This window comes from Stenotrophomonas sp. NPDC077659 (genome assembly GCF_050268705.1).
Taxonomy (GTDB): Bacteria; Pseudomonadota; Gammaproteobacteria; order Xanthomonadales; family Xanthomonadaceae; genus Stenotrophomonas.
This window is the reverse complement of the sequence record NZ_JBNNHG010000028.1, coordinates 1-21,035: the sequence shown is the minus strand read 5'-3', so window position 1 is coordinate 21,035 and position 21,035 is coordinate 1. Positions and strand designations below refer to the sequence as shown.

Annotated in this window: 24 protein-coding genes and 1 riboswitch; of the genes, 16 read left to right on the top strand and 8 right to left on the bottom strand. The window is 64.2% G+C overall.

Going from position 1 to position 21,035, the window contains the following annotated elements; all coding sequences use genetic code 11:
• Positions 1-3: 3 nt before the first annotated feature.
• From ACQKDV_RS06410 to ACQKDV_RS06385, 6 genes are all read left to right on the top strand, one after another.
• Complete coding sequence (locus ACQKDV_RS06410) at positions 4-3,606, top strand: hypothetical protein (protein WP_427782932.1); 3,603 nt, start codon at positions 4-6, stop codon at positions 3,604-3,606.
• Positions 3,606-4,604 (top strand): hypothetical protein, encoded by a 999-nt coding sequence (locus ACQKDV_RS06405; RefSeq protein ID WP_427782931.1) that lies wholly within the window; start codon positions 3,606-3,608, stop codon positions 4,602-4,604. Before ACQKDV_RS06410 ends, ACQKDV_RS06405 begins: the two co-directional genes overlap by 1 nt.
• A 3-nt stretch (positions 4,605-4,607) precedes the next feature.
• Positions 4,608-4,937 carry a hypothetical protein gene (locus tag ACQKDV_RS06400; RefSeq protein ID WP_427782930.1) on the top strand — a complete coding sequence of 110 codons (330 nt, stop codon included), beginning with the start codon at positions 4,608-4,610 and terminating at the stop codon, positions 4,935-4,937.
• 782 nt (positions 4,938-5,719) lie between these two features.
• Positions 5,720-6,745, top strand: coding sequence for a hypothetical protein (locus ACQKDV_RS06395; RefSeq protein ID WP_427782929.1), 1,026 nt, complete (start codon positions 5,720-5,722; stop codon positions 6,743-6,745).
• Positions 6,735-6,968, top strand: coding sequence for a hypothetical protein (locus ACQKDV_RS06390; protein ID WP_099818813.1), 234 nt, complete (start codon positions 6,735-6,737; stop codon positions 6,966-6,968). Before ACQKDV_RS06395 ends, ACQKDV_RS06390 begins: the two co-directional genes overlap by 11 nt.
• A gap of 146 nt (positions 6,969-7,114) precedes the next feature.
• Positions 7,115-7,906 (top strand): DNA adenine methylase, encoded by a 792-nt coding sequence (locus tag ACQKDV_RS06385; RefSeq protein ID WP_427782928.1) that lies wholly within the window; start codon positions 7,115-7,117, stop codon positions 7,904-7,906.
• A 3-nt stretch (positions 7,907-7,909) separates the two neighbouring features.
• On the opposite strand, the gene ACQKDV_RS06380 is transcribed toward ACQKDV_RS06385, so the two are convergent.
• The 3 genes from ACQKDV_RS06380 to ACQKDV_RS06370 form a co-directional block, all read right to left on the bottom strand.
• On the bottom strand, positions 7,910-8,575 hold the full coding sequence (locus ACQKDV_RS06380; protein WP_427782927.1) for an SOS response-associated peptidase: 666 nt from the start codon (positions 8,573-8,575) through the stop codon (positions 7,910-7,912).
• A 1,218-nt stretch (positions 8,576-9,793) separates the two neighbouring features.
• Entirely contained in the window at positions 9,794-11,044 is a 1,251-nt protein-coding gene (locus ACQKDV_RS06375) for a Y-family DNA polymerase (RefSeq protein WP_427782926.1), read from the bottom strand.
• Positions 11,028-11,510, bottom strand: a complete 483-nt coding sequence (locus tag ACQKDV_RS06370; protein ID WP_427782925.1) for a LexA family protein — start codon at positions 11,508-11,510, stop codon at positions 11,028-11,030. Before ACQKDV_RS06370 ends, ACQKDV_RS06375 begins: the two co-directional genes overlap by 17 nt.
• A 381-nt stretch (positions 11,511-11,891) precedes the next feature.
• On the opposite strand from ACQKDV_RS06370, the gene ACQKDV_RS06365 reads away from it, so the two are divergent.
• The 5 genes from ACQKDV_RS06365 to ACQKDV_RS06345 all read left to right on the top strand — a co-directional run bounded on the left by ACQKDV_RS06365 (position 11,892) and on the right by ACQKDV_RS06345 (position 14,808).
• Entirely contained in the window at positions 11,892-12,227 is a 336-nt protein-coding gene (locus tag ACQKDV_RS06365; RefSeq protein ID WP_427782924.1) for a DUF2834 domain-containing protein, read from the top strand.
• 187 nt (positions 12,228-12,414) lie between these two features.
• A complete protein-coding gene (locus ACQKDV_RS06360; protein ID WP_427782923.1) occupies positions 12,415-12,678 on the top strand; it encodes a hypothetical protein in 264 nt (87 codons plus the stop codon).
• A gap of 150 nt (positions 12,679-12,828) precedes the next feature.
• Positions 12,829-13,770 carry an ADP-ribosylglycohydrolase family protein gene (locus tag ACQKDV_RS06355; RefSeq protein WP_427782922.1) on the top strand — a complete coding sequence of 314 codons (942 nt, stop codon included), beginning with the start codon at positions 12,829-12,831 and terminating at the stop codon, positions 13,768-13,770.
• A 43-nt stretch (positions 13,771-13,813) separates the two neighbouring features.
• Positions 13,814-14,380: a DUF4124 domain-containing protein gene (locus ACQKDV_RS06350; RefSeq protein ID WP_427782921.1), complete on the top strand. Its 567-nt coding sequence runs from the start codon at positions 13,814-13,816 to the stop codon at positions 14,378-14,380.
• 158 nt (positions 14,381-14,538) lie between these two features.
• Positions 14,539-14,808: a hypothetical protein gene (locus ACQKDV_RS06345; protein ID WP_427782920.1), complete on the top strand. Its 270-nt coding sequence runs from the start codon at positions 14,539-14,541 to the stop codon at positions 14,806-14,808.
• 30 nt (positions 14,809-14,838) lie between these two features.
• Here the strand turns inward: ACQKDV_RS06345 and ACQKDV_RS06340 are convergent, their stop codons facing one another.
• The gene (locus tag ACQKDV_RS06340; RefSeq protein WP_427782919.1) at positions 14,839-14,991 is read right to left on the bottom strand and encodes a hypothetical protein; all 153 of its coding nucleotides are present in this window, start codon (positions 14,989-14,991) and stop codon (positions 14,839-14,841) included.
• A gap of 319 nt (positions 14,992-15,310) precedes the next feature.
• Here ACQKDV_RS06340 and ACQKDV_RS06335 point away from each other — a divergent pair, with 319 nt between their 5' ends.
• On the top strand, positions 15,311-16,144 hold the full coding sequence (locus ACQKDV_RS06335) for a cupin domain-containing protein (RefSeq protein ID WP_427782918.1): 834 nt from the start codon (positions 15,311-15,313) through the stop codon (positions 16,142-16,144).
• A 4-nt stretch (positions 16,145-16,148) separates the two neighbouring features.
• On the opposite strand, the gene crcB is transcribed toward ACQKDV_RS06335, so the two are convergent.
• Both crcB and ACQKDV_RS06325 read right to left on the bottom strand, forming a co-directional pair.
• Complete coding sequence (gene crcB / locus ACQKDV_RS06330) at positions 16,149-16,541, bottom strand: fluoride efflux transporter CrcB (RefSeq protein WP_427782917.1); 393 nt, start codon at positions 16,539-16,541, stop codon at positions 16,149-16,151.
• A gap of 82 nt (positions 16,542-16,623) precedes the next feature.
• Positions 16,624-16,687: riboswitch (Fluoride riboswitch) on the bottom strand.
• 37 nt (positions 16,688-16,724) lie between these two features.
• Positions 16,725-17,132 (bottom strand): transcriptional regulator, encoded by a 408-nt coding sequence (locus tag ACQKDV_RS06325; RefSeq protein ID WP_427782916.1) that lies wholly within the window; start codon positions 17,130-17,132, stop codon positions 16,725-16,727.
• 111 nt (positions 17,133-17,243) lie between these two features.
• Between ACQKDV_RS06325 and ACQKDV_RS06320 the strand changes: the two genes are divergently transcribed.
• Both ACQKDV_RS06320 and ACQKDV_RS06315 read left to right on the top strand, forming a co-directional pair.
• Positions 17,244-17,453: a hypothetical protein gene (locus tag ACQKDV_RS06320; protein ID WP_427782914.1), complete on the top strand. Its 210-nt coding sequence runs from the start codon at positions 17,244-17,246 to the stop codon at positions 17,451-17,453.
• A gap of 338 nt (positions 17,454-17,791) precedes the next feature.
• The gene (locus tag ACQKDV_RS06315) at positions 17,792-18,031 is read left to right on the top strand and encodes a hypothetical protein (protein WP_427782913.1); all 240 of its coding nucleotides are present in this window, start codon (positions 17,792-17,794) and stop codon (positions 18,029-18,031) included.
• 1 nt (position 18,032) lies between these two features.
• Here ACQKDV_RS06315 and ACQKDV_RS06310 read toward each other — a convergent pair whose 3' ends face one another.
• Together ACQKDV_RS06310 and ACQKDV_RS06305 are read right to left on the bottom strand one after the other, a co-directional pair.
• Complete coding sequence (locus tag ACQKDV_RS06310) at positions 18,033-19,082, bottom strand: 4Fe-4S dicluster domain-containing protein (RefSeq protein ID WP_427782912.1); 1,050 nt, start codon at positions 19,080-19,082, stop codon at positions 18,033-18,035.
• Positions 19,079-19,366, bottom strand: coding sequence for a hypothetical protein (locus tag ACQKDV_RS06305; RefSeq protein WP_427782911.1), 288 nt, complete (start codon positions 19,364-19,366; stop codon positions 19,079-19,081). Before ACQKDV_RS06305 ends, ACQKDV_RS06310 begins: the two co-directional genes overlap by 4 nt.
• Positions 19,367-19,547: 181 nt before the next feature.
• On the opposite strand from ACQKDV_RS06305, the gene ACQKDV_RS06300 reads away from it, so the two are divergent.
• Together ACQKDV_RS06300 and hemN are read left to right on the top strand one after the other, a co-directional pair.
• Positions 19,548-19,988 (top strand): group III truncated hemoglobin, encoded by a 441-nt coding sequence (locus ACQKDV_RS06300; RefSeq protein ID WP_427782910.1) that lies wholly within the window; start codon positions 19,548-19,550, stop codon positions 19,986-19,988.
• Positions 19,989-20,032: 44 nt separating this feature from the next.
• A partial coding sequence (gene hemN / locus ACQKDV_RS06295; protein WP_427782909.1) for an oxygen-independent coproporphyrinogen III oxidase occupies positions 20,033-21,035 on the top strand: 1,003 nt, incomplete at its 3' end.

The following is a 21,035-nucleotide window of genomic DNA, read 5'->3' as shown; positions in this document are numbered from 1 at the left end:
CCAATGACGATCCTTGCAACCGATATCAAGATGCGCCAGTCGCAGCGCCTCACCGACAACCCCGATGGCGGCGGCCGCATGGTCCAGGCGGAGATTGTCGATGGCGCCATGAACAACCTGTTCCCCGACATCGGCGATGAAGAGCGGACCACCGGTCGTTCCACGCTCCGCAAAATGTTCGTGCACGTGGACACCCCGGGCCCGGACGTGCTGAAGGATGCCATCGCGGTGCTGATCGACCCGCCGTCCGACCCGCGCGTGACCGTGACCATGTTCGCCACCGGCTCCTACAGCGATGTCCGTCTGGATGCGAAGAACCGGGTGGAGAGCTACATCACCCGCGGCACCGAATCGCGCTTCATCCTGCTGGGTGACCACTTCATCGGCCAGATGACCATTCAGGTCTACACCACCAAGGACGCGCCCAGCCCGGACATCAACGACAACCTGAGCCTGCTGACGGTAGCCGCCTCGGGCCGCGACCCGGGCGAACAGTATGTGCGAGTGAAGAACGTGCTCTCACGGACCACGCGCACGTTCACCGATGACCAGGGATCTTTCGAGCGCGATGTGCTAGTGATCGAGCTGGTCAACGCGCTGCTGCTCAATTTCTATGGTCAGGAGGTCATCCGGTACTCGGCTACCAAGCCGGGCACCAGGGTCTACGAGACCAATGTGGTCGACGCCACCAGCTACCACAGCGTGAAGCGGCTGACGGCGGCTGGTAAGCCCGGTGACCTGTCCGTGCAGATCGACTCGCCCTACGTGCCGATTGTCCCCACATCCACCGCCGAGACCGCCGTGAGCGACGTGCTGGCCGGCATGGGTACGCTGAGCCACATTCCCTCCGGCCCAGCCAACAGCCTGGCGCTGAACTTCAGCAGCGCGTTCACGGCTGGCATCGCGGTAACGCGCTTTCTGGGCACCGGCATGGCGGTCGGCAGCGTAAAGGTGTTGGTCGGTAGCATCGAGCTGACGGACGATGGCACGGGCGGTCTGGCCTCGGCCGCAGTCACGCCGTGGGCAGGCACCGTCGACTACCAGACGGGCGCCGTATCCATCGTTCACTCGACCGGCGTGGGCAGCACCAGCGTCAGCATCACCGCGACGCCTGCCGGCACCATCCCCATGCAGGGCTTCACCGATGAGATCGCGGTGACCCAGAACAACCAGGGCATGGTCTGGCTGACACAGCTGGAACCACTGCCGGCGCCGGGCACTGTCGTGGTGGACTACCGAGCGCTCGGCCGCTGGTACCGCCTGACCGACAATGGCCGCGGCCAGCTCGTTGGCAAGCCGGGGCAGGGCAGCGGCACAATCAACTACATAACCGGTTCTCTGGTGCTGACGACCGGGGCGCTGCCCGATCTGGACAGCAGCATCATTACCGCGTGGGGTACCTCGATCATCGCTGAGGCTCGTTCTGGCGATACCAACATCAAGCCGCCGTCGCTGCGGTTCCTGCTGGGGCACGAGGGTGCAGTTCCGGGCACTGTGCGGCTGACGGTGCGGGTAGGTGGCACGGATGTGAGCGTGACCGACAACGGCGTCGGTGGCCTACTTATCTCGGGGCAGATTCGCGGGTCAATCGCCTATGCAACGGGTGAGTGCCTGCTGCAGCTGGATACGCTGCCCGACGCCAACAGCCAGGTGGCGGTGAACTATGACTGGGCTGAGTCGCTCCACGCTGCACCGCAGCCGGTGCCGGACGGCAACGGCCTGGTGTCCTTCACCCTGCCGCAGGGCCCGGTGAAGCCGGGATCGGTGATGCTCGACTGGGTCATCACGGTGATGCGGGACGCCTACGATCTGGCCTCTGCGCCGCAGCCGATGCGCGTCATCGCCAAGGATGACGGCAACGGCAACCTCGTGGCGGTATCGGTAGGCGACACCGCGGCGACCACGGCGCTGGGGGCCGTCAACTACAGCAGCGGTGCGGTGACCCTTCAGGCCGGCAAATTCATGGTCCGCCAGGTGTCCTACCCGCTGTACGAGCTGCGCTCGGGACGGCTGAAGGTTGTGGGCTATGGCCGCGTCGACGTGCTGGCGCAGTTCTCGGCGGGCACGTTGGTCTCGGTCGGCTGGACACTCGCCGGTGCTGGGGCCGAGTCGGCTGAAGAGTCGCTGCAGCTTCCGCCGGTATCCCTGCAGCTGACGCCGACGATCAGCGACAGCATCGTGCCCGGCAGCGTGAGGTTCACGTTCCGTGGCCGCACCTACGTGGACCGCAGTGGCGGGCTCTATCACACGGTCGATCCGCTGACCGGAGCGGGGGTTTACGCCGGCACCATCGACTACACCGCTGGCGTGGTGAGCCTGACCCAGTGGCTGGCCGGCGGCGCCAACAGCGTGCAGATCCAGTCCCTGCTGACGCGCATTGGCGACCCTGGCGTTGCCAACAGCTTCTTCCGCGCGCCTGGCTCGCCCCTGCGGCCTGGCATGTTCACCTTGCGGGCCAACCGCCTGGACGGCGAGCTGCTCACCGCGACGGCCGACATCAATGGGCTGATCTCCGGCGCCCAGATCCGCGGCTCCGTTGATTGGGAAAGTGGTGTCGCCAAGGTCCAGTTCGGCCAGTTGGTGCCGGTGGCGGGAAACGAGGGGCAGCCTTGGTTCGATCCTGACCTGGTGGAAGGCGACCGGATCTGGCGCCCGGCGCTGGTCCAGGCCGGCTCAATCTACATGGGGGCGGTGGTCTATCGCTCGATTCCGCTCTCGGAAGTCGTCATCGGCCTGTCGTCCGTTCGCTTGCCCAGCGACGGCCGCGCGCCGGCATTCAAGCCCGGGCAGACGGTGTTGATTCACCACACCGCCAAGCATGTGGTGGTCTCGCCGCAGGCGAACCAGACGGTGTCCTTCGGTCGCGGCCGGGTGGCGGCCATCGAGGTGCGTGACGCGCTCGGTGCACCGGTGGACGCGGCATGGTTCCTGGCTGACCTGGACGTGGGCACGCTCAAGTTCAGCGATCCGCTGAACCTCTCTGCCTACACGCTGCCCATCACGATCAGCGAGCGCGTGGAAGACCGGCGCTTGGTGGTGCAGCCGCAGATCACGGGCGAAATCGAGATCAATACCGGTCTGACCCATGACTACCCGGTGGGCGAGGCGATGATCAGCACCGCGCTGCGTCTGGGTGAGGCAAATGGCTCGCTGGATCTGCAGGCGCGGGTGGTGAGCCTGTTCGATCAGGCCACGTGGTCGAACGTGTGGGCGGATCTTCCCTCCGGCAGCGTTGCTCCCGGCACCTACAACGACACCGACTATCCGCTGGTGGTGACCAATGCGGATGCGATCACCGAGCGTTGGGCTGTGCGGTTCACGTCCGCCACGCAGTTTGAGCTGATCGGTGAGACGGTGGGTGTGATCGCTTCGGGCAATACCACGTCTGATCTGGCGCCGGTGAACCCGCGAACCAACCAGCCGTACTTCCTGATGCGAAAAGAGGGGTGGGGCGGCGGTTGGTCTACCAACAATGCGGTGCGCTTCAACACCGTGGGTGGATTGGCTCCGGTGTGGATGATTCGCACGACGCTGCCTGGGACGCCCGAGGTAGCTACTGATTCAACTCGCATCCAAGTAATCGGCAATATTGAAGGAGCTGCATAATGGCCTCACTGCCCCGAATCTACAGGTCCACCGATCCGGGCGCGCCCCAGTTGAGCGGTTTGGCTGGCAGCCTTGTGGCGCTGCTGGATGCGGTCTTGGTCACCGGATATGGCGTGGGTTCTGACTTCAAGCCTGGAGCGGGCTGGATTCGAACCTTCAGCGCGACCAATAAACGTGTTTACAGGAATAATCACGTCGATGGATCGGGCGGCTATCTGCGTGTGGAAGAGCCGAGTGCGACGCCGGGGTACGGATTCGCGCGGGCGTACGAAACAATGAGCGACATAGATACTGGGACCGGTCCGGCCCCCACTACCGCCCAGAGAGCAAACGGAATTCTCCTGCTGAAATCAAGCGCGAACAGTGGTGACTCCCGGCCGTGGGAGATTGTTGCCACAGATCAGGCGATGTACTTCTTTGTCAACTACTACAGCTTGGCCGCTTCCAATGAGTACGCGACGATTCCAGCATTTCCTTTTTTTGCTGGCGACCTGGAGTCTTTTGTTCCGGGGGACAAGTCACATTTCATGGTTGCCGGCAACTCAATGACAACGCCAGCCCAGTCAGTCGCAGATGGTTTGATGTACACGACGAGTCCGCTTGCTAGTGCAGTATCCAGCGCGTCCTGCTACGCGCTAAGGGCATACACTCAGTTGCCCGGCTCTATCGCTCTAAGCTTGGCTAACCCCAGTCACGGTGCTGCAGGCAATGCGATTGGGTCGACTGGTGGTGCCTTCCCAGATCCGGTCTCTGGTGGTGCACTGTTCGAACGGCCTCTGATGAAGGAGGGGGCCTATCTGGCAAGGGGGTATTTGCCGGGCGCATACACGCCCCTTCATGTGCGCCCATTCTCAAGTGGTGAAATGCTGAACGACATCGACGCGTTCCCGGGTAAGACTTTCTATGTCAAGTTTTTTAATGTGCTGAACAATAATGCGCCATCCACCGGTACGCAGTACTCGGGTCAATTCCTGATCGATATGACTGCAAAGTGGTGACCTATGCGCGCCCAGGACCGATCTTTCAAAATCTCCAAAGCAATTATTTTTAGAGGTGCGTTCTTTCTTGGCGGGACTTCTCCGGCCGACCCGGGAAACCCGGATAGCCCTGATGGGCGTGCGCGTGTGCTCAATCAGCCGGCGGTGGTGAGAATTCGTGTGCTGGAGCGCCGTACGATGGCGCTCGTGGCGGACGTTCGTAGCAGCCCAGATGGCACGTGGAAGGTCGAGCGAATTGCTGACCTTGAGTACATTGTTCTTGGTCTGGATGAGGCGGGTCGCGTCAACGGTGCGATCCAAGATTGGGTGCGTCCCGCGCCAATGGTGCTTTGATGGCGGCTCCCGGAGCATTCGCTTCACTCAATCTGGGCCCCCGATTTTTGGGCTCCGGCGCGTTTCTGCCTTTCAACCTAGGTGTCGAGTGGGACGACCAGCCTGTCGAGCCGGTCGTTCGTGGGATCCGTCAACAGGCTCAAGTGGCGTGGAAGCGGCCTCATCAGCGCAGGACGCTGAGCCGTATAGGCTGGGGCAGTGGTTCTGCACTGATTGCCCAGACCAGTGCTGGTTGGGGGTTTGGCGACCATCTGGCACGCGCGGCGGCAACCTCGTGGAGTTCTGCGGGAGTCGCCAGGCAGGAACGCTCGGGTGCGTGGACCTCCCAGGTTGATCGAGTGGGGCATCTGTCAGATCTGAAATGGGGGCAGCAAGGGCTTCTCAGTGCTGAATATCGGCTTCGGTGGGATGGACATCTCCGTTCAGCGAAGCGCGTTGCTCAATTCCAGTGGCGTTCGCTGAGTTCGGCTCGGCAATCGCTTTTGCTTAACTGGCTTGGGTCGAGGCCAAGGGTCGATGCGAAAGCTTGGTCGTCCTGGCGTGCCCCCTCTGCGAGTCGCGGTTACGCAAAGCTGCCCTGGGGCGCGGCTGACAGGCCGCCGTGGGGTGTGCGCCCCGGAGCTGGTCCGGGGCCAGGTCCGGACCCCGAGAGCCCATTTCCTCGAGGCGACCACGTCGGCCTCAACCTCGGGTGCCAGGTAGTAGGTGCTCTGGGATTTGTCCCCCTGAACCTTGGTGTCGCCGCTTGCTACGTGGTGCGCCCTCAACGCAGGACTCATGTCGTGATCAACGCCGTTTCCCTGGTGCGCCTCCCTGATCGCACGCCCATAGAAGTCACGCGGATCTCGCTCGGCGCCAGCCGAGGGGCGTGGGGCTGGACGTTCGACATCGAGCTGGCCGACCCGCAGCAGCTCGCGCTGCTGAAGCCCACCGCGGCCGGGCCCAGGCAGTTCGAGGTCACCCTCAACGGCTACGTCTGGACGGGCATCATCGAGAGCTTCCAGAAGCAAAGGGAGTTCAGTGGCGGTGGCGTGCGCCTGAGCGGCCGCTCACGTACCGCGCTGCTGGCCGCGCCCTATGCGCCAGCTCGGGTCAAGGCGACGACAGAAGATCGCAGCATGGCGCAGCTGGTAGCCGAGGAACTGGCCGACACGGGCTTCACCAGCGAATACGACACCGTCGACTGGAACGTGCCGGCGGGTGCCTGGTTCTATGACGCCAGCACGCCGCTGGATGCCATCAGCGCGCTCGCAGAGGCGAGCGGGGGCGTCGTGCAGTCTGACCCTGCCGCGCTCGCCATGCGCGTGCGGGCGGCCTATCCGGCGAGTCCCTGGGATTGGAGAACCACTCGGCCGGATCACGTGCTGCAGGAAGACATCGTGCTGACGGAGAGCCTGCAGATGCGCAGCGCACCTCTGTACGACGCCGTCGTGGTGACGGGCGAGCTGGCCGGAAAGGGTGTCACCTGCAAGGTGCGCAGGTCGGGCGAAGAAGGGCGGCTCTATGCCCAGCAGGTCAGCAGCCCGTTGATCACCGTGCCGGCTGCCGGCGCGGAGCGTGGCAGGAACATCCTGTGTGATCGCGGCGAGCAGGCTGCCGTCGACCTGACAGTGCCGCTGTTCGCTCAGCCGCTCAAGCCCGGGGAGGTCGGGTTGGTGCTGCCGCTGGATCTGGTCGAGGTGGTCGGTGCTGATGGCACTTGGCACGGGCAATGTGAGTCGCTGCGGATCGAGGTCTCGGCCGATGACCAGGCCGTGGTGATTGAGCAGACAGCAACCCTGGAGAGGCACTACACCGATGCGGACTGACCTGTGGGATCAATTTGGTGACCTGGTCGGCGGCAGCCCGAGGCTGATCGCCACCGTCACCGCTCACAACACTGATGGCACCAGCAGCTTGACCACCTACGACGGCGTGCAGATGCGGGCCTTCGGGCAGCTGCCGCTGGCGCTGCCCTACAACGTGTGGGTGCGTGGCGGCCGTCTGGTCGAGGCTGCGCCCAACCTCCCGCTCTACGAACTGACTGTGTAACGAAACAGGGCACTGCCCGAGTGCCGGCAAGCACTCGGACAGTGCCGCAACACAGGTGATCTCAGCACCTGGCATTGGCCGCGTCCCTGTCGCCCTCGAGAGCGGCTGGGATTGTCAGCCCCACCCATCGCAAAACCTGAGATCCCATGACAAAGCCCATCATTTCCTGGCCGGGTGGCAAGCGCCGGCTCCTGAAACACCTGTATCCACACTTCCCTGAGCATGACTGCTACGTGGAGGCATTCGCCGGCGGCGCCGCCTCCCTCCTGATGCGCCCGTACCCGGCGGCGACGGAAGTTCTCAACGACATCAACGGTGAGCTGGTCGGGCTGTATCGCTGCGTCCGGCATCACTTGGACGAATTCGTGCGCATGTTCCGCTGGTCGCTGGTGTCGCGGCAAATGTTCGAGTGGGCCCAGATGGAGCGTCCCGAGACCCTTACCGACATCCAGCGGGCGGCCCGTTTCTACTACCTGCAGAAGCTGGCATTCGGAGGCAAGGTGCAGGGGCAGACGTTCGGTGTGGTGACCACGGGAGGTCCGCGGCTCAACCTGCTGCGGATCGAGGAAGAGCTCAGCGCGGTGCATCTGCGCCTGGCCAACACCATCATCGAGTGCCTGCCGTGGCAGGACTGCGTGCGGCGGTACGACCGGCCGGGCACGCTGTTCTATCTGGACCCGCCGTATTGGGAGACTGAGGGTTATGGCGTCGACTTTCCCTTCAGGGAGTACGAGGCGATGGCAGAGCTGATGCGGGGTGCTGCTGGCCGGTTCGTTGTGTCGATCAACGACCACCCGCAGATCCGCGAGGTGTTCGCTGGGTTTGACCTGGTGCCGCTGCAGCTCGATTACTCGATTGGCGGAGGGCAGGGCCGGGGGCGTAAGTTCGGTGAGCTGATCATCAAGAGCTGGGACGATAGGCAGGCGGCCCTGCTGTAAAGCTCAGGCGACAGGTTCCAGCAGCCCTTCGGTGTTGTTGCGGGGGGTGTTGACCGCTCGGCTCACGCGGTAGGCCTCCATGGCAGGGGTTTGGCTAGCCAGCAGCAGCGCCATGGCGTCGTCGGTGCTGGCTGCCATCCAGTCATCGATCTGGCCGGCCTGCAGCCACACCGGCATGCGGTCGTGGATATCCGCCGACACGCCGCTGCTGTCGCTGGTGATGATCGTGAAGGTGCCCAGGTTGCCATCGGGCAGCAGCGGGCTGGTGTCTTCCCACAGGCCGGCCGCCAGCAGCGGGCCGGCGGCGTGGATGAACCACGGGTCTTTCTTCCCGTCCTCGGGGCTGACGGACCATTCGTAGTAGCCGGCCATTGGGATGACGCAGCGGCGCTTCTTGAACGCCGTGCGGAATGCTGGCTTTGTCGCCACCGTCTCGATGCGGGCATTGATGGTCGAGCCCTGCAGACCCTTGGTCTTTGCCCAGAATGGCAGCAGGCCCCAGGCCATCCGGGTGAATTGTCGGCCTTCGCCTCGGTCGAGGATTACCGAGGCCCGCTGTGTCGGGGCCAAGTTGTAGCTCGGCTGGATCACGGCCAAACCTGGGGCGAGATCCGCTAGCTCAGGAAGTCCGAAGTCTACAACCGGGAGCTGGACGAATCTTCCACACATGGAGTGATTTTGATGATTGATCTGTCGCCCAGATCTTGTCCTCCAGCAAGTGATAGTCGTGTCTATCTGTGTGTGGTATTTCTATGCGGCGTCGATCCAATGGTTTAAAATTTGTCTCTGCCCTTTTTCGTAGCTGCCATGACATATAGGTCGCCTGATTACTCAGAGTCGGAGTACGGTCTCGATGAGGACCTTCTTCGCACCATACATGTCTTGAAACAACTTCCGCTATGGAAGGTGCGCACTTGGTATAAGGGGTCATTCCTGCCCGACAGGCGGAAGTGTGCGCCTTTCATTTACAAGTATTCGGGTTTCGACCCTGAATCAAGTATGGATATGAAAAAGGCGAGGGATTACTTGTGTGATGGCAACCTATGGATCAGTGGCTTGGATAAGCTAAACGACGTGCATGAGGGTGCGTCTATAGTTGCTTTTGCGCCGGATCCCGTGGTTAGGCGGAAATGGGCTGAGTCTCAGGCTAGAAAGCTCGCCAAGAGTTTCCCAAAGCATGACCGTAAAAGAGCTTCAAGCGATTTTCTAAAAAAAATACTACGCGTTCTGTCAGGTGATTCGGCTGAGATGGGCGCGGCGCACAGGCGTCACTTGGCAAAGCACGGCGTTCACTGTTTCTCTACGGATCCCCGCAATGTTCTGATGTGGGGATTGTATTCAGCAGGCCAGACCGGAGTCTGCTTCCAATTGCAGCGTGTTAAATGCTTGGGCGTTCTTGCGCTGACTCATCCTGTAACTTACCAATCCGAACCAGTTCATCTGACTTGGCCGCATGACCGAGAGCGTGCTGCTGATCCCTTGAGGACGAAGTCATTGGATTGGAAATATGAGGAAGAGGTGAGATACATCAGCTCTCGCTTGTACCAGCAAAGTTTGCCGTTTGACACGCGTGCATTGGAGGGCGTCATTGTTGGTTCGCGATTCCACGAATCGCCAAGTCGTATTGAAGCCTTGATCGGAATTTTGGTTGAGAGAATATCAATCGGATTGCCCCGCCCAAGGTTGTACCAAGCTGCAATTCCGAATGGGACCTATAATTGTAGTGTATTTCGTGCTTGGCAGCTTGAGCGGGATTTGGATGCTGCGATTGCTTTAACTTATTAGGTTGGTGCCAAGGCAGTTTATTAACTGATGATTTCGGATAGGCGCTATATGGATTGGTTGCTGGAATCGCGATAAGTGTTTTGCACCTTACCGATAGCGGCTTCAGCACCGAGCTGATGGAATCTCGTGCACCGAGGTTGTGTAGTTCGGTGAGAGCATGTGCTGCCGCATGCCCCATGCTGGCCGCGACTGCCAACCCGATGCGCCAAGGCCGGCCGTGCCTCGCCCGAACTTCTGGTTGATCCGGTCCATGGTGGCCATCAGCCTCTCGTTGCCCACCACTGTCGGCCCGAACAGATCCGCCTGCAGCTCATCCGGCCGGGCCAGGTCGAGCAGCGCCACGCCTGCTTTCTTGTATCCGATCCCGTCGCGGAGCAGACCGCGCAGCAGCTTGCGCACGACGCCCAGCACCACGGTGGTGTCTGCGGTTGACGCGGGCAGGCTCACCGTCCTGCTGGCGTTGTGCTGCCGCAGCTCCTGCCGGAACACGTCGGAATGGGCGAACACCCACACGCCGGCGGTGACCAGGCCCCGGGCACGCAGCTTCTCGCAGGCGCGCACGGCGAAGGTGGCCAGGGCCTGGGCAACGGCTTCGTGGTCCTCGACTCGGTCAGCGAATGATCGGCTGACCATGATCTGCTGTCGGTCAGGCTCTACCTCTTCCAGCTCCATGCAGGGGTGCCCTTGCAGCTCGCGCTGGGTGCGCGCGAGCGTCACCCCGAAGGTGGCCAAGATGTCGTCCGCCGGCGAGTCACGCAGAGCGGCCGCGGTGCTGATGCCCATGGCTTCGAGTCGTGGTGCCAATCGGCGGCCGACGCCCCACAGATCACCAATGGGGAAGGTCCGCAGCACCGAGGCCCTATAGGCCGCGTCCCCGAGGTCGATCACGCCGTTGGCGCTCTTGGCCGCCTTGTTGGCCAGCTTAGCCAGCGTCTTCGTCGGCCCGATGCCGATGCAATTGGGTATGCCGGTCCATCTGTGCACGCGCTGCCGCAGATCCCGGGCGAACCGCTCACGGTCTCGCACGCCCTCTAGATCGATGAAGCTTTCATCGATGCTGTAGACCTCCACCCGGGGCGCGGCTTCTCGCAGGATGGTCACTACGCGGGCGCTCATGTCGCCGTAAAGGCCGAAGTTGGCCGAACGCATCTGCAGGCCATGGCGACGCACCAGGTGCTTCAGCTCATGGGCCGGCTGGCCCATCTTGATGCCCAAGGCCTTGGCCTCGGCCGAGCGCGCGATTGCGCAGCCATCGTTATTGCTCAGCACCACGAGCGGCACGCCGCGCAGCGCCGGCTGAAACACGCGCTCGCAGCTGGCGTAGAAGTTGTTCCCGTCAACGAGCCCGAACATAGGGGCCTCGGCGCTTCATCTGACGGACCACGCCCACAACGGCGAACACCTCGACCTCGGTTGGCTGTTCCAGGACGATGGGCGGGAAGTCTGGGTTGGCCGAATGCAGCTCCATGTGACTCTCGAACAGCTGCAGTACCTTGCAGGTGGGCTGGTTGCCATCCCAGATGGCAATGACCAGGTCACCGGCCAGCGGCGTGACTGAACGGTCCACCACCAGGATGTCCCCATCACTGATGCCGACGCCGCTCATGGACCAGCCATCGGCCCGGTACAAGAACGTGGCGGCCGGGTTGCGCACCAGCAGCCGGTGCAGATCGATCGCTTCATCCATGAAGTCGTCGGCCGGCGACGGGAAGCCCAGCCGCGCGCGTACTGCGGCCATTGGCACGAACTGCACGGGGCCGTCGATCATCGCAGGACCGAGAGCCAGGGCAAGGGTGGTGGGGTAGGGAAGGGACTGCATGGCGTGTACTCTGAGATTGGCGGGTCTCACCCGCCGCGACGGCGCGGATGTTAGTACAAATACTAACTAGCGGACAGGCAAGGAACCTTCGCGAAGGTGAACTGCTTTCCCATCGGGTGGCTGATCGGGTGCCAATGAAATCTAAGTCCCGGAAAAGTAAGGATATGCGTAGGATTGCAAATCCGTTTACAGCGGTTCGATTCCGCTTGAGGCCTCCAATTGAAAAGCCCTGATCCCGGTCAGGGCTTTTTCTTTGCGCGGCATCCTGCCTCAGCTTGTCATCCGCGCGCTGCAAACCTAAGATCGCCCGGCATCACACGGAGCGGGGTGCCCTGCGGCGCACCGGTCGTTGTCCAACACGCCCAGGATCGAAGGCCAACCATGCAGATGTTCTATCTGTTGCTCTGCATCGCGGGCACGGCGCTGCCGCTGTCCAGTTTTGTTCCGTGGCTCGCCACGCATGGCCTGGATGTGCCATTGCTGCTGCAGCACGCCATCGCCACCCCTGTTTCGGCGTTTGCCTGGTCGGATGTGCTTGTGTCGGGTATCGCGGTTGCCGTCTTCGTGGTGGTGGAAGCCCGTCGTCTGGCGATGCGCCGCAGTTGGTTGCCCCTCGTCTGCCTCGCCGTGGGCCCGTCACTGGCCCTGCCGCTCTTCCTGCTGCAGCGTGAGCGTCATCTCGCCGGTGTCACGCGCGCGGCGGCTGGGCGGGTGTGACGCCCGCCGCCGAACCTCCTGACCTGTTCTGGGGCCTTGCCTCGCTACGGGCGTCATAGGCTCCCTGCCAAACCGCACTGCCGGCCCGGCAGACACCCCTGTCAACGTCCGTCTCCACACTCAGGAAGAGAGGCAGGCAGTGCGCGCATTGGCAATCCGGCAGGCAACCCATCTTCCTCTCGGCGCAATGCTGGCCGTAATCGCGTTCGCCTTCACCGTGCCCGGTTACAGCTCGCTGTCCCAGCACCTCAGCGAACTGGGGCTGATGCCGGGCCTGCCTGCAAATGTGTTGACGGCCTGCATCGTAGCCAATGGCGCGGCCATCATCGTCTTCAGTCTTGCGCTGCTGGGCTGGGGAGGTCGCTTCGCACTCACCGCGTTCACCTCTGCCTCCGCACGCATTGCCTGGGTAGCGCGGGTGACCTCGCTGCTGGGAATGGCGTATCTGTGATTGATGTTGTCCGGCCTGTACCCGCACCCTGGCATGGGCTGACCCAGCGCATCGCACTTCTGCCTGCATTTGCCTGGTACACCTTCGCCGCGCTCGAATTGAGACGGGTGTTCGGGAACATCTGACAACGCGGCTGGTTACACTCATGCCATGAACCAGATCGACCACTTCCGCGGCGCACTGCTCGGCCTGGCCTGCGGCGATGCCGTCGGCACCACGGTGGAGTTCAAGCCGCGTGGCAGCTTCACGCCGCTCACCGACATGGTCGGCGGCGGGCCCTTCCATCTGAAGCTGGGCCAGTGGACCGATGACACGTCGATGGCAATGTGCCTGGCCGAAAGCCTGGTGCGCTGCGATGAGTTCGATGCGCGCGACCAGATGACCCGCTATGCCAACTGGTACCGCAACGGCTACTGGAGCGCGACCGGCGAGTGTTTCGACATCGGCATGGCCACGCGCGCAGCCATCGACCAGTTCCTGCTCAGCGGCCAGCCGTTGGCGGGCAACGAAGATCCGCGCAGCGCCGGCAACGGTTCGATCATGCGCCTGGCCCCGGTAGTGCTGCGCTATGCAGGCATGCCGGACCTGCCGGCCATGGCCGAGCTGAGTTCGCGCACTACCCACGCTGCGCGCGAATGCCTGGATGCATGCCGCTTGCTGGCAGCGGCGATTGAACGGGCGCTGGCCGGGCAGCCGAAGCGGGCCGTGCTGGCTCTGCGCGATGTTCCGGTGCAGGGCGAACGCCTGCAGCAGATTGCGGCGGGCCACTACCAGCAGGCGAGCCGCGAACAGATCCGCGGCAGCGGCTATGTCGTGGAGAGCCTGGAAGCGGCGTTCTGGTGCTTCCACCGGCACGACAGCTTTGCAGCGGCCGTACTCGAGGCGGCCAATCTGGGTGATGACGCCGACACCACGGCGGCAGTGCTCGGCCAGCTGGCGGGCGCCTTCCATGGCGCGGCAGGCATCCCTGCACATTGGCTGCAGGTGCTGGCGATGCGCGCGGAGATCCAGGTGCTCGCCGACGCGCTGCATGAACGCAACCGGGTCACGCGGGCAGGCGGGGGCTTTGCCGCTGCCAGCGAACCGTCGTAGCGTAGGCAGCAACGGTCGTCATGGCCACGGACAGGAGGTCTGGATGAACGCACGCGTGGGTATCGGTCTGGTGTTGCTGGTGCTGGCGCCGTTGGCATCAGCGCAGGTCTACAAGTGCAAGGGTGCATCGGGTGAGACGGTCTATTCGCAGGACCCCTGCGGTGCGGGCAGCGAGCCAGTGAAGCTGCGCCCGAACCGCGCCGCCTCCGAGAGCGCTGGCGAGGCCTCCAACCGGGCAGCGGTGTATCGCACCACGGGCATGAGTGACGCGGGCATTGCCGAGCGCAACTGCCTGCAGAGCGAGCAGTCGCGCATCCAGGGCCCGCTTGGATCGCGCACCCAGGCGGTCAACCGGCAGGTCGCCGAGCTGGAGCGCCAGTTGGTGGCGACCCGCAGCGCCCCACCGCAGGCCGGCAATGACGTATCCCGAGCAACCCTGGAATCGGGCATCCGCGCGCAGATATCCAGCCTGCAACAGTCGCTGAGTGCGGAGCGGGTCGCCGCTGACGGGCAGATGTCCGCGGCGCGCGACCGCTGTGCGGCGGCACGCCGCCAGCAGGAAGACCAGGTCAATCAGCAGTACGCCGCTCCGGCCAGGCCCTCGCCCTGAGGGGGCAGTGGCCGGCCTGGGTGGGCGCCGGGTCGTGACGCAATCAGTCTCAAACCAGCGCGACATGCGAAGGAGGTATGGTCGAGGTCCAGGCCTCCAGGAGCAGCAATGGCACGCACGGACATGCAACACCGCATGCAGCACGCGGCAGGCCAGCGATGAGCAGATCCTCTGCGGAAGTGCGCTGGTTGACGTTCCGCCTCAAGAACGGTCAGTCGATCGGGCCGGACCAGTTGAAGGACGGCTGGGTCATCGCCGCCGAAACGCGCCACTGCGGCGTGCGCCGCGAGCGCATCGAAGGCTCGGGCGTGGTCTACGCGCTCTATGGCCCTTCCGATCTGCCATCGCCGCGCCGCGCTGAGCTGCGCATGCGTGATTTCCTGATGCGGTCGGGCTACACATTCACCATGGGCACGCTGGGCGGCTGAGGTCGCCCTCCGCTCGCCCGTGCGCAGCGCTTACGGGGGTACGGTCAGCATCTGCACGATGCTGCTGGTTGGCCCGTGTTCGTCGTGCAGTACGGTGCGGGTCAGGCCGATGCACGGATGGCCGAACGAGACCGCGATATTGAAGCCCGGCCAGTCGCCCTGCAGTGTGCCGAACAGGTGCACCGCAGGGCCCGGCTGGGGAAGGCGGCGTCCTTGTGATCGGCGCGCACGGCCATGCCGTTGGACAGATCGAACACGGTGGCCGCGCGGGCCAAGCGGCTCGACGTCTCGCTGTCCAGCAACGGCTGTCTCGCATGCGCCCAGCAGGTCGCGACCAAGGCCCTGGACGTTGCGAATGCAGTCGGACCCCGGTGCCTTCATGCGCAGGTCGAGCTGCCTGTATAGCGCTGGCCCGGCACGTGACCCGATGCCGCCGGGGCCCGGGCGATATGCGATACGATGAGTGCTGAAGGGCGTCGTAGTTTTGACCTGGAGTCCCGTCATGGTTGACCGTCTCGCCATCCTGCTGGAACGTTTTGCGGTCAACGCGTCGGTGTTTCATGCCGGGACGCTGTGCGGCATCAACAGCCTGCTGGGCGAGGATGAGGCGGGCCAGTTGCACCTGGTGCGACGCGGGCCGGTGCAGGTCAGCCATGGTCAGCAGATCGTGCAGGTCGATGTGCCCAGCCTGCTGCTGTATCCGCGGCCGGTGCCGCACCGCTTCAGTACTGACCCGCGGCACGGTGCCGACATGGCCTGCGCCCACCTGCATTTCGAAGGGGGCCGGCTCAACCCCATCAGTGCGGCTCTGCCGGATTTCATCTGCCTGCCCTTGGCCGATCTGCACGGCGGCGCCGCTGCCCTGGACCTGCTGTTTGAAGAGGCCTTCGAACAGCGCTGCGGTCGTGTCGTGATGGTCAACCGCCTGTTCGAGGTGGTGATGATCCAGGTGCTGCGGCAGCTGATGGAGGGCGGCCAGATGCGCGGCGGCTTGTTTGCCGGGCTCGGCCATCCGCGCCTGCGGCTGGCGCTGGTGGCAATGCACCAGGCACCGGCGCAGGCCTGGACGCTGGAGGATCTGGCCGAAACAGCGGGGATGTCACGCAGCGTGTTCGCTGCAAGTTTCCGCGATGCCATGGGCACCACCCCTGGCCAGTACCTGCAGGGGTGGCGCGTTGGCCTGGCCCAGCAGGCGCTGCGCCAGGGCCGACCGCTGAAGCGGATTGCCGATGAGGTGGGGTATGGCAGCGAGGCCGCGTTGTCGCGTGCGTTCAAGGCCCACACCGGGCAGTCGCCCCGGCAATGGCGCGAACTGGACCGCGCCAGCGCCGGCTGAATGCTCAGCCCATCACCCATCGGGCCAGCTTCATGCCGCCAAACAGGCCGGCCACGCCGAGTGCGACCGAGCCGCCGGCGTACAGCGCCGCCAGCCCATGCTGGCCACGCTGCAGCAGCAGGCCGATTTCCAGGGAGTACGTTGAAAACGTCGTATAGCCGCCGAGGATGCCGGTGGCCAGCAGCAGCCGCAGCTGCGGCGATGCGCCGTTGCGCAGGGCAAAGGCTTCCACCACTACGCCCATCAGCAAGGCGCCGCTGATGTTGATGAGAAACGTGGACCATGGCCAAGGGCTGCCGACGGCAACGCGCGCGCCGAGCAGGTTGCAGGCATGGCGCAGGCACGCGCCCGCGCCGCCTCCCAGGAAGACCAGTACGTAGTTGTTCATTGCTTGCATCGCTTGCCTCGAGTGCTTGTCCGCAGGATCGACGGCGTACGCGATGGCAGGCACGGCCTGCCATCGACGAACGCCGGGTTCGTCAACAACAGGAGCCATCAGCCATTCCAGGCGGTTATCGGGGGAGCCCCATCCCCATCGGCGCCCATGCTACCAGCGCAGCGCCGCCCTGGGCAGCATCGGTCAGGGCAGGGCGGTTGCGACCACGCGTGCCACCTTGCTGCGGCTGATGCCTTCGCGCAGCAGGTCGTTGGCCATCAGCCCCAGCGATGCCTGGCGGCGGAAGCCGACATCAAGTCCGCGCCGGTCGAGGATGTTGGCCACCAGTTCGTAGGCGGTTTCCCAGACATCCAGGTAGGCCTCGCTGGGCAGATACATATAGGCGGTACCGCGCTCCCCCACGGCGCCGTCGACCGGGCCGAACAGCAGCTCACGCGCATCCATCTTCACCGCATCGGCGATGCGGAAAAGCTGCTCGGCCTTCACATGGTCGGGTTTGACGTTGTCGTTGAGCCAGTTGCTGACGGTGGCCGTGGTGCTGTTCGCGGCGCGGGCCAGGTCGGCAGGGCGGGGGTGCCCAGCGTCTTTCATGGCGGCGGCGAGTCGTTGTCCGAGAGTATTCATCTATGCAAGCCAGCTTAACGCGTGGATTCAAAAGAATCCTTGCCATCAGAATAAGTCTGATGATGAAAGAGATCGAAAATGGACGAAATCTGGTGCAAGCGACACGTGCGCGCGCGGCTGGGTCTTGAGACCGACGCAGAACTGGCCAGGCTCTTTGGAATCAGCAGATCCGCTGTCTCGCAATGGCCGTGCGACGTTCCGATTCCACCGCTGCGGCGCTACATGCTGCACCAGCGCTATCCCGACCTGTTTCCGGTAGAAAAGAGCAACGCGGCAGAATCCATCTGATTGACGACATGTTGTGTCGTATATGGACTCGCAACTCCATTTTGTTAAGCATGCTTATCGCGATAGGCCATTTCGATGGAAAATGCAGCTGGACGGGTCCTTGGCATGTTCGTGCGTTGGTGTGTCGGCTTTGGCGCGGTCAAAGGCGCGGGACGTGATGCGCCTCAGCGGATGAACGATTAATAATTTCAATCACAAAAGTCGTCTTCTGTAATTGACCTGTCGTGAAAATTGTGACTAATTGGAGTCAACCGGCTGTGAAGTCCGGGAGTCTTTCAGTAGCACGGCAGTGGATCGGTTGACCGTCAAAGATGCAGGACAAGTCCAACGGAGGTCGTATGGAATACGGCATGCATGGCTTGGCTGAACGGGTACGCCGCGAACTGGAAGCCAGTTATCACAAGCACGGATGCGGTCCGGCGTTCTGGGATACCTACCAGCAGGTGCTGGACCGCCTGGTTCCGCAGGGGACCGAGCGTACCGAAGTCACCAACGATCTGGCGCTCATCATCGAGCAGATGGGCATCGTGCGCCGGGCGCAGCTGGTGCCGCCGGACGGCAGCCGCCGGTCGCGCTGAATCAGGACAGCCGCCAGGCACCGCAGGCAAGCAGGGCCAGCAGCAACGATGCCAGCGCGGTGGTGCGTGGGCGCCACCAGCTGCGTGCCTGCCCGGCCATGCGCTGCGGGCTGCAATAGCGCACCAGCCCCGGGCCGAAGCCGGCGCGGTGCTGCTGCTGTGCGCACGCTTCCAGGCAGGCACCGCAGGCCACACAGTCGGCCTGCGGGCCTTGGCGGATATCCAGCTGCATCGGGCAGACTGACACGCAGGCCGCACAGTCCAGGCAATCGCCCAGCCGGTCCGCGCTGAAGATGGGCATCGGCCCAGCCAACAGCGGATGGGCCGCACGGAAGACATAGTCCTGTGCTGTCACCGCATCCAGCAGGCCGCGGCCTCGGCCGAAGACGCCGCCCTGTCCCGGTGCTCGCGGACCCCGCGGCTCGCCGCGGCGTGCGTCGTACAGCATGCGCGGGGTGTGCGGATCGGTCAGCAGCGGCTGCAGGCGGGCGAACGGGCACAGTGCACGGCACACCTGCTCGCGCAGAAAGCCGGCGTTGCCGTAGGTGGCCGCCGCGTAGAACAGGACCCAGAAGAGCTCCCCGCCGCTCCAGCTGCCGTGGCTGGCCGCGTCCAGCAGGTCACGGATCGGGCTGAACAGGCCCACGAAGGTAATGCCGGTCCACAAAGAGAGCAGCAGCCAGCACAGCCGTGTAGCGGGGCCTGCCGCGCGCGTCGGCAGCCAGCGCGCCAGCGCACGGGCGATGCCATCGAAGGCACGCATCCACAGGGTCTGTGGACACGCATGGCCGCACCAGACCCGGCCGCCCAGATGGGTCAACAGGGCCAGACTGACCGCGAGCACGGCCAGCAGCCCCAGCAGGACGCCGACATCGTCTGGCCACAGGGTCCAGCCAAACAGATCAAAGCGGCGCGCGGTCAGGTCCAGCAGCAGCGCCTGGCGGCCATTCCAGCGCAGCCAGGGCAGTGCGTAGAACAGCGCCAGCAGAGCGGTGCTGAGGGCACCACGCCAGCGCCAGGGGCGGGGCAGGGAAGGCACAGAGCGGTTCATCCCAGTGGCAGCTCATCGTCATCGCCGGCACTGATCGGCCGCTGCAGGTACCAGGTCACCGCGCTCGACAGGGCAGTGACCGCCCAGAACATGAAGAAGCCCACCGTGTAGCCAAGCTCACGGCTGATCGTGCTGCCGGGGAAGCTGATGGCCTGCAGTCGCAGGGGGTCGACGAAGGCGAAGAAGACCACGCTGGCCAGGCCGGCGGCGATGAAGCTGGGCCAGAGGACCGCGCCCCAGTGCTGGATCAGTTGCTGGCGGCGGCTGGAAGAGGATGTGTTCATGCTGTCCCAGGTCTGAGGAAGAGGGCGGCGCGTATACTGCGCCGTGGCCGGCACGGCATCCGCAGGGCATGCGTCCTGCAAGCTCGCCAGCCTAGGCGCGCGTGGCCGCGCCGACATTGATCTGGATCAACAGCGGCCACAGCCGCCTTCGGCACACTGCCGATCCGTACTGGGTAACCCGATGACCGCAGCCTCCCCGACCGAACTTCCCGTCGCCTCTCTGGAGCTGTGCAGCGAAGAGGACGTGACCCGCCTGGTCCACGATTTCTATGCGCGGGTGCGCCAGGAGGAGCGGCTCGGGCCGGTGTTCGACGGACATGTCCATGACTGGCCTGGGCACCTGGCCCAGCTGGTCGATTTCTGGTCGGCGATGCTGCGCGGTACCCGGCGGTTCAGTGGTTCGCCGATGTCCAAGCACATGGCCATCGCGCTGGACAAGGATCTGTTCGACCGCTGGCTGGTGCTGTTCCACATCACCACCGCCGAGTGCGGCAATCCCCCGATGCAGGCCCTGGCCGACGACGTGGCCACGCGCATCGCCGAGACCTTCTGGCGCCGTTACCAGATGCTGCACTTGCCACAGGTGGGCCTGCCGGTGCTGGGCGTTCGTGGCGGGGATTGATCCAGGTCAAGGCAGCGACGCTGCGCCGGCGCGATGCTGGCACCATGGACACGTTCTCTCCCGCCGCTGGTGGCCTGGCCTGGGCCTTCGACCCTGATCTGCTGCGCCGGCACGACCGGCCGGGGCCGCGCTACACCTCCTATCCCACCGCGCCGCACTTCCATGACGGCTTTGATGCGCCGGCCCTGCGCCAGGCGATCGCCGACAGCAACCAACGTGCGCGCGCCCTGTCGCTGTACGTGCATGTGCCGTACTGTTCCAGCCCGTGTTTCTACTGCGGCTGCAACCGGGTGATCACCCGCGATCGCGGCCGTGGCCACAGTTACGTGGCCAGAGTGCTGGCCGAGGCGGACCTGCTCGCGCCGCAGTTCGATGATGGACGCGAAGTGATCCAGCTGCATCTGGGCGGCGGTACGCCCAACTTCCTCGATGCCGAAGCGATGACCACGCTGGTGGAAGGGCTGCGGCGTCGTTTTGATTTCAGTGACTCGTCACAGCGCGATTTTTCCATCGAACTGGACCCGCGTTTCATCAATGCCGATGATGTGGCGATGCTGGCACGGCTGGGCTTCAACCGCGCCAGCCTCGGGGTGCAGGATTTCGACCCGCAGGTGCAGGAATCGATCAACCGCGTGCAGGGGGTGCGGCAGACGCTGGACATCCTGCGCGCCTGCCGGGACAGCGGCATGCATTCGGTCAACGTCGATCTGATCTACGGCCTGCCCGGGCAGAGCCTGGAAGGGTTCGGGCGCACCCTGGAACTGGTCCTGGCGCTGCGTCCGGACCGTCTGGCCGTGTATGGCTATGCCCATCTGCCGCACCTGTTCCGCGCGCAGCGGCAGATCGATGAACGCCGCCTGCCGTCGCCGGAAGACAAGCTGGCCCTGCTCGGGCTGGCGGTGGAACGCCTCTCTGCAGCGGGCTACCAGTACATCGGCATGGACCACTTCGCGCTGCCGGAGGAAGACCTGTCGCGCGCGCAGCGTGCCGGCCAGCTGCATCGCAATTTCATGGGCTATACCACCCATGCCGACACCGACCTGGTGG

Bases quoted from the DNA above. Each gene is read 5' to 3' on its own strand.
- ACQKDV_RS06350 (WP_427782921.1), top strand. From the start codon at position 13,814: ATGAACGCACGCGTGGGTATCGGTCTGGTGTTGCTGGTGCTGGCGCCG.
- ACQKDV_RS06360 (WP_427782923.1), top strand. From the start codon at position 12,415: ATGCTGGCCGTAATCGCGTTCGCCTTCACCGTGCCCGGTTACAGCTCG.
- ACQKDV_RS06355 (WP_427782922.1), top strand. From the start codon at position 12,829: ATGAACCAGATCGACCACTTCCGCGGCGCACTGCTCGGCCTGGCCTGC.
- ACQKDV_RS06310 (WP_427782912.1), bottom strand. From the start codon at position 19,082: ATGAACCGCTCTGTGCCTTCCCTGCCCCGCCCCTGGCGCTGGCGTGGT.
- ACQKDV_RS06300 (WP_427782910.1), top strand. From the start codon at position 19,548: ATGACCGCAGCCTCCCCGACCGAACTTCCCGTCGCCTCTCTGGAGCTG.
- ACQKDV_RS06315 (WP_427782913.1), top strand. From the start codon at position 17,792: ATGGAATACGGCATGCATGGCTTGGCTGAACGGGTACGCCGCGAACTG.
- ACQKDV_RS06410 (WP_427782932.1), top strand. From the start codon at position 4: ATGACGATCCTTGCAACCGATATCAAGATGCGCCAGTCGCAGCGCCTC.
- crcB (WP_427782917.1), bottom strand. From the start codon at position 16,541: ATGCAAGCAATGAACAACTACGTACTGGTCTTCCTGGGAGGCGGCGCG.
- ACQKDV_RS06320 (WP_427782914.1), top strand. From the start codon at position 17,244: ATGGACGAAATCTGGTGCAAGCGACACGTGCGCGCGCGGCTGGGTCTT.
- ACQKDV_RS06345 (WP_427782920.1), top strand. From the start codon at position 14,539: ATGAGCAGATCCTCTGCGGAAGTGCGCTGGTTGACGTTCCGCCTCAAG.
- ACQKDV_RS06325 (WP_427782916.1), bottom strand. From the start codon at position 17,132: ATGAAAGACGCTGGGCACCCCCGCCCTGCCGACCTGGCCCGCGCCGCG.
- ACQKDV_RS06370 (WP_427782925.1), bottom strand. From the start codon at position 11,510: ATGCAGTCCCTTCCCTACCCCACCACCCTTGCCCTGGCTCTCGGTCCT.
- ACQKDV_RS06385 (WP_427782928.1), top strand. From the start codon at position 7,115: ATGACAAAGCCCATCATTTCCTGGCCGGGTGGCAAGCGCCGGCTCCTG.
- ACQKDV_RS06375 (WP_427782926.1), bottom strand. From the start codon at position 11,044: ATGTTCGGGCTCGTTGACGGGAACAACTTCTACGCCAGCTGCGAGCGC.
- ACQKDV_RS06335 (WP_427782918.1), top strand. From the start codon at position 15,311: ATGGTTGACCGTCTCGCCATCCTGCTGGAACGTTTTGCGGTCAACGCG.
- ACQKDV_RS06400 (WP_427782930.1), top strand. From the start codon at position 4,608: ATGCGCGCCCAGGACCGATCTTTCAAAATCTCCAAAGCAATTATTTTT.
- ACQKDV_RS06380 (WP_427782927.1), bottom strand. From the start codon at position 8,575: ATGTGTGGAAGATTCGTCCAGCTCCCGGTTGTAGACTTCGGACTTCCT.
- ACQKDV_RS06390 (WP_099818813.1), top strand. From the start codon at position 6,735: ATGCGGACTGACCTGTGGGATCAATTTGGTGACCTGGTCGGCGGCAGC.
- ACQKDV_RS06365 (WP_427782924.1), top strand. From the start codon at position 11,892: ATGCAGATGTTCTATCTGTTGCTCTGCATCGCGGGCACGGCGCTGCCG.
- ACQKDV_RS06405 (WP_427782931.1), top strand. From the start codon at position 3,606: ATGGCCTCACTGCCCCGAATCTACAGGTCCACCGATCCGGGCGCGCCC.
- ACQKDV_RS06305 (WP_427782911.1), bottom strand. From the start codon at position 19,366: ATGAACACATCCTCTTCCAGCCGCCGCCAGCAACTGATCCAGCACTGG.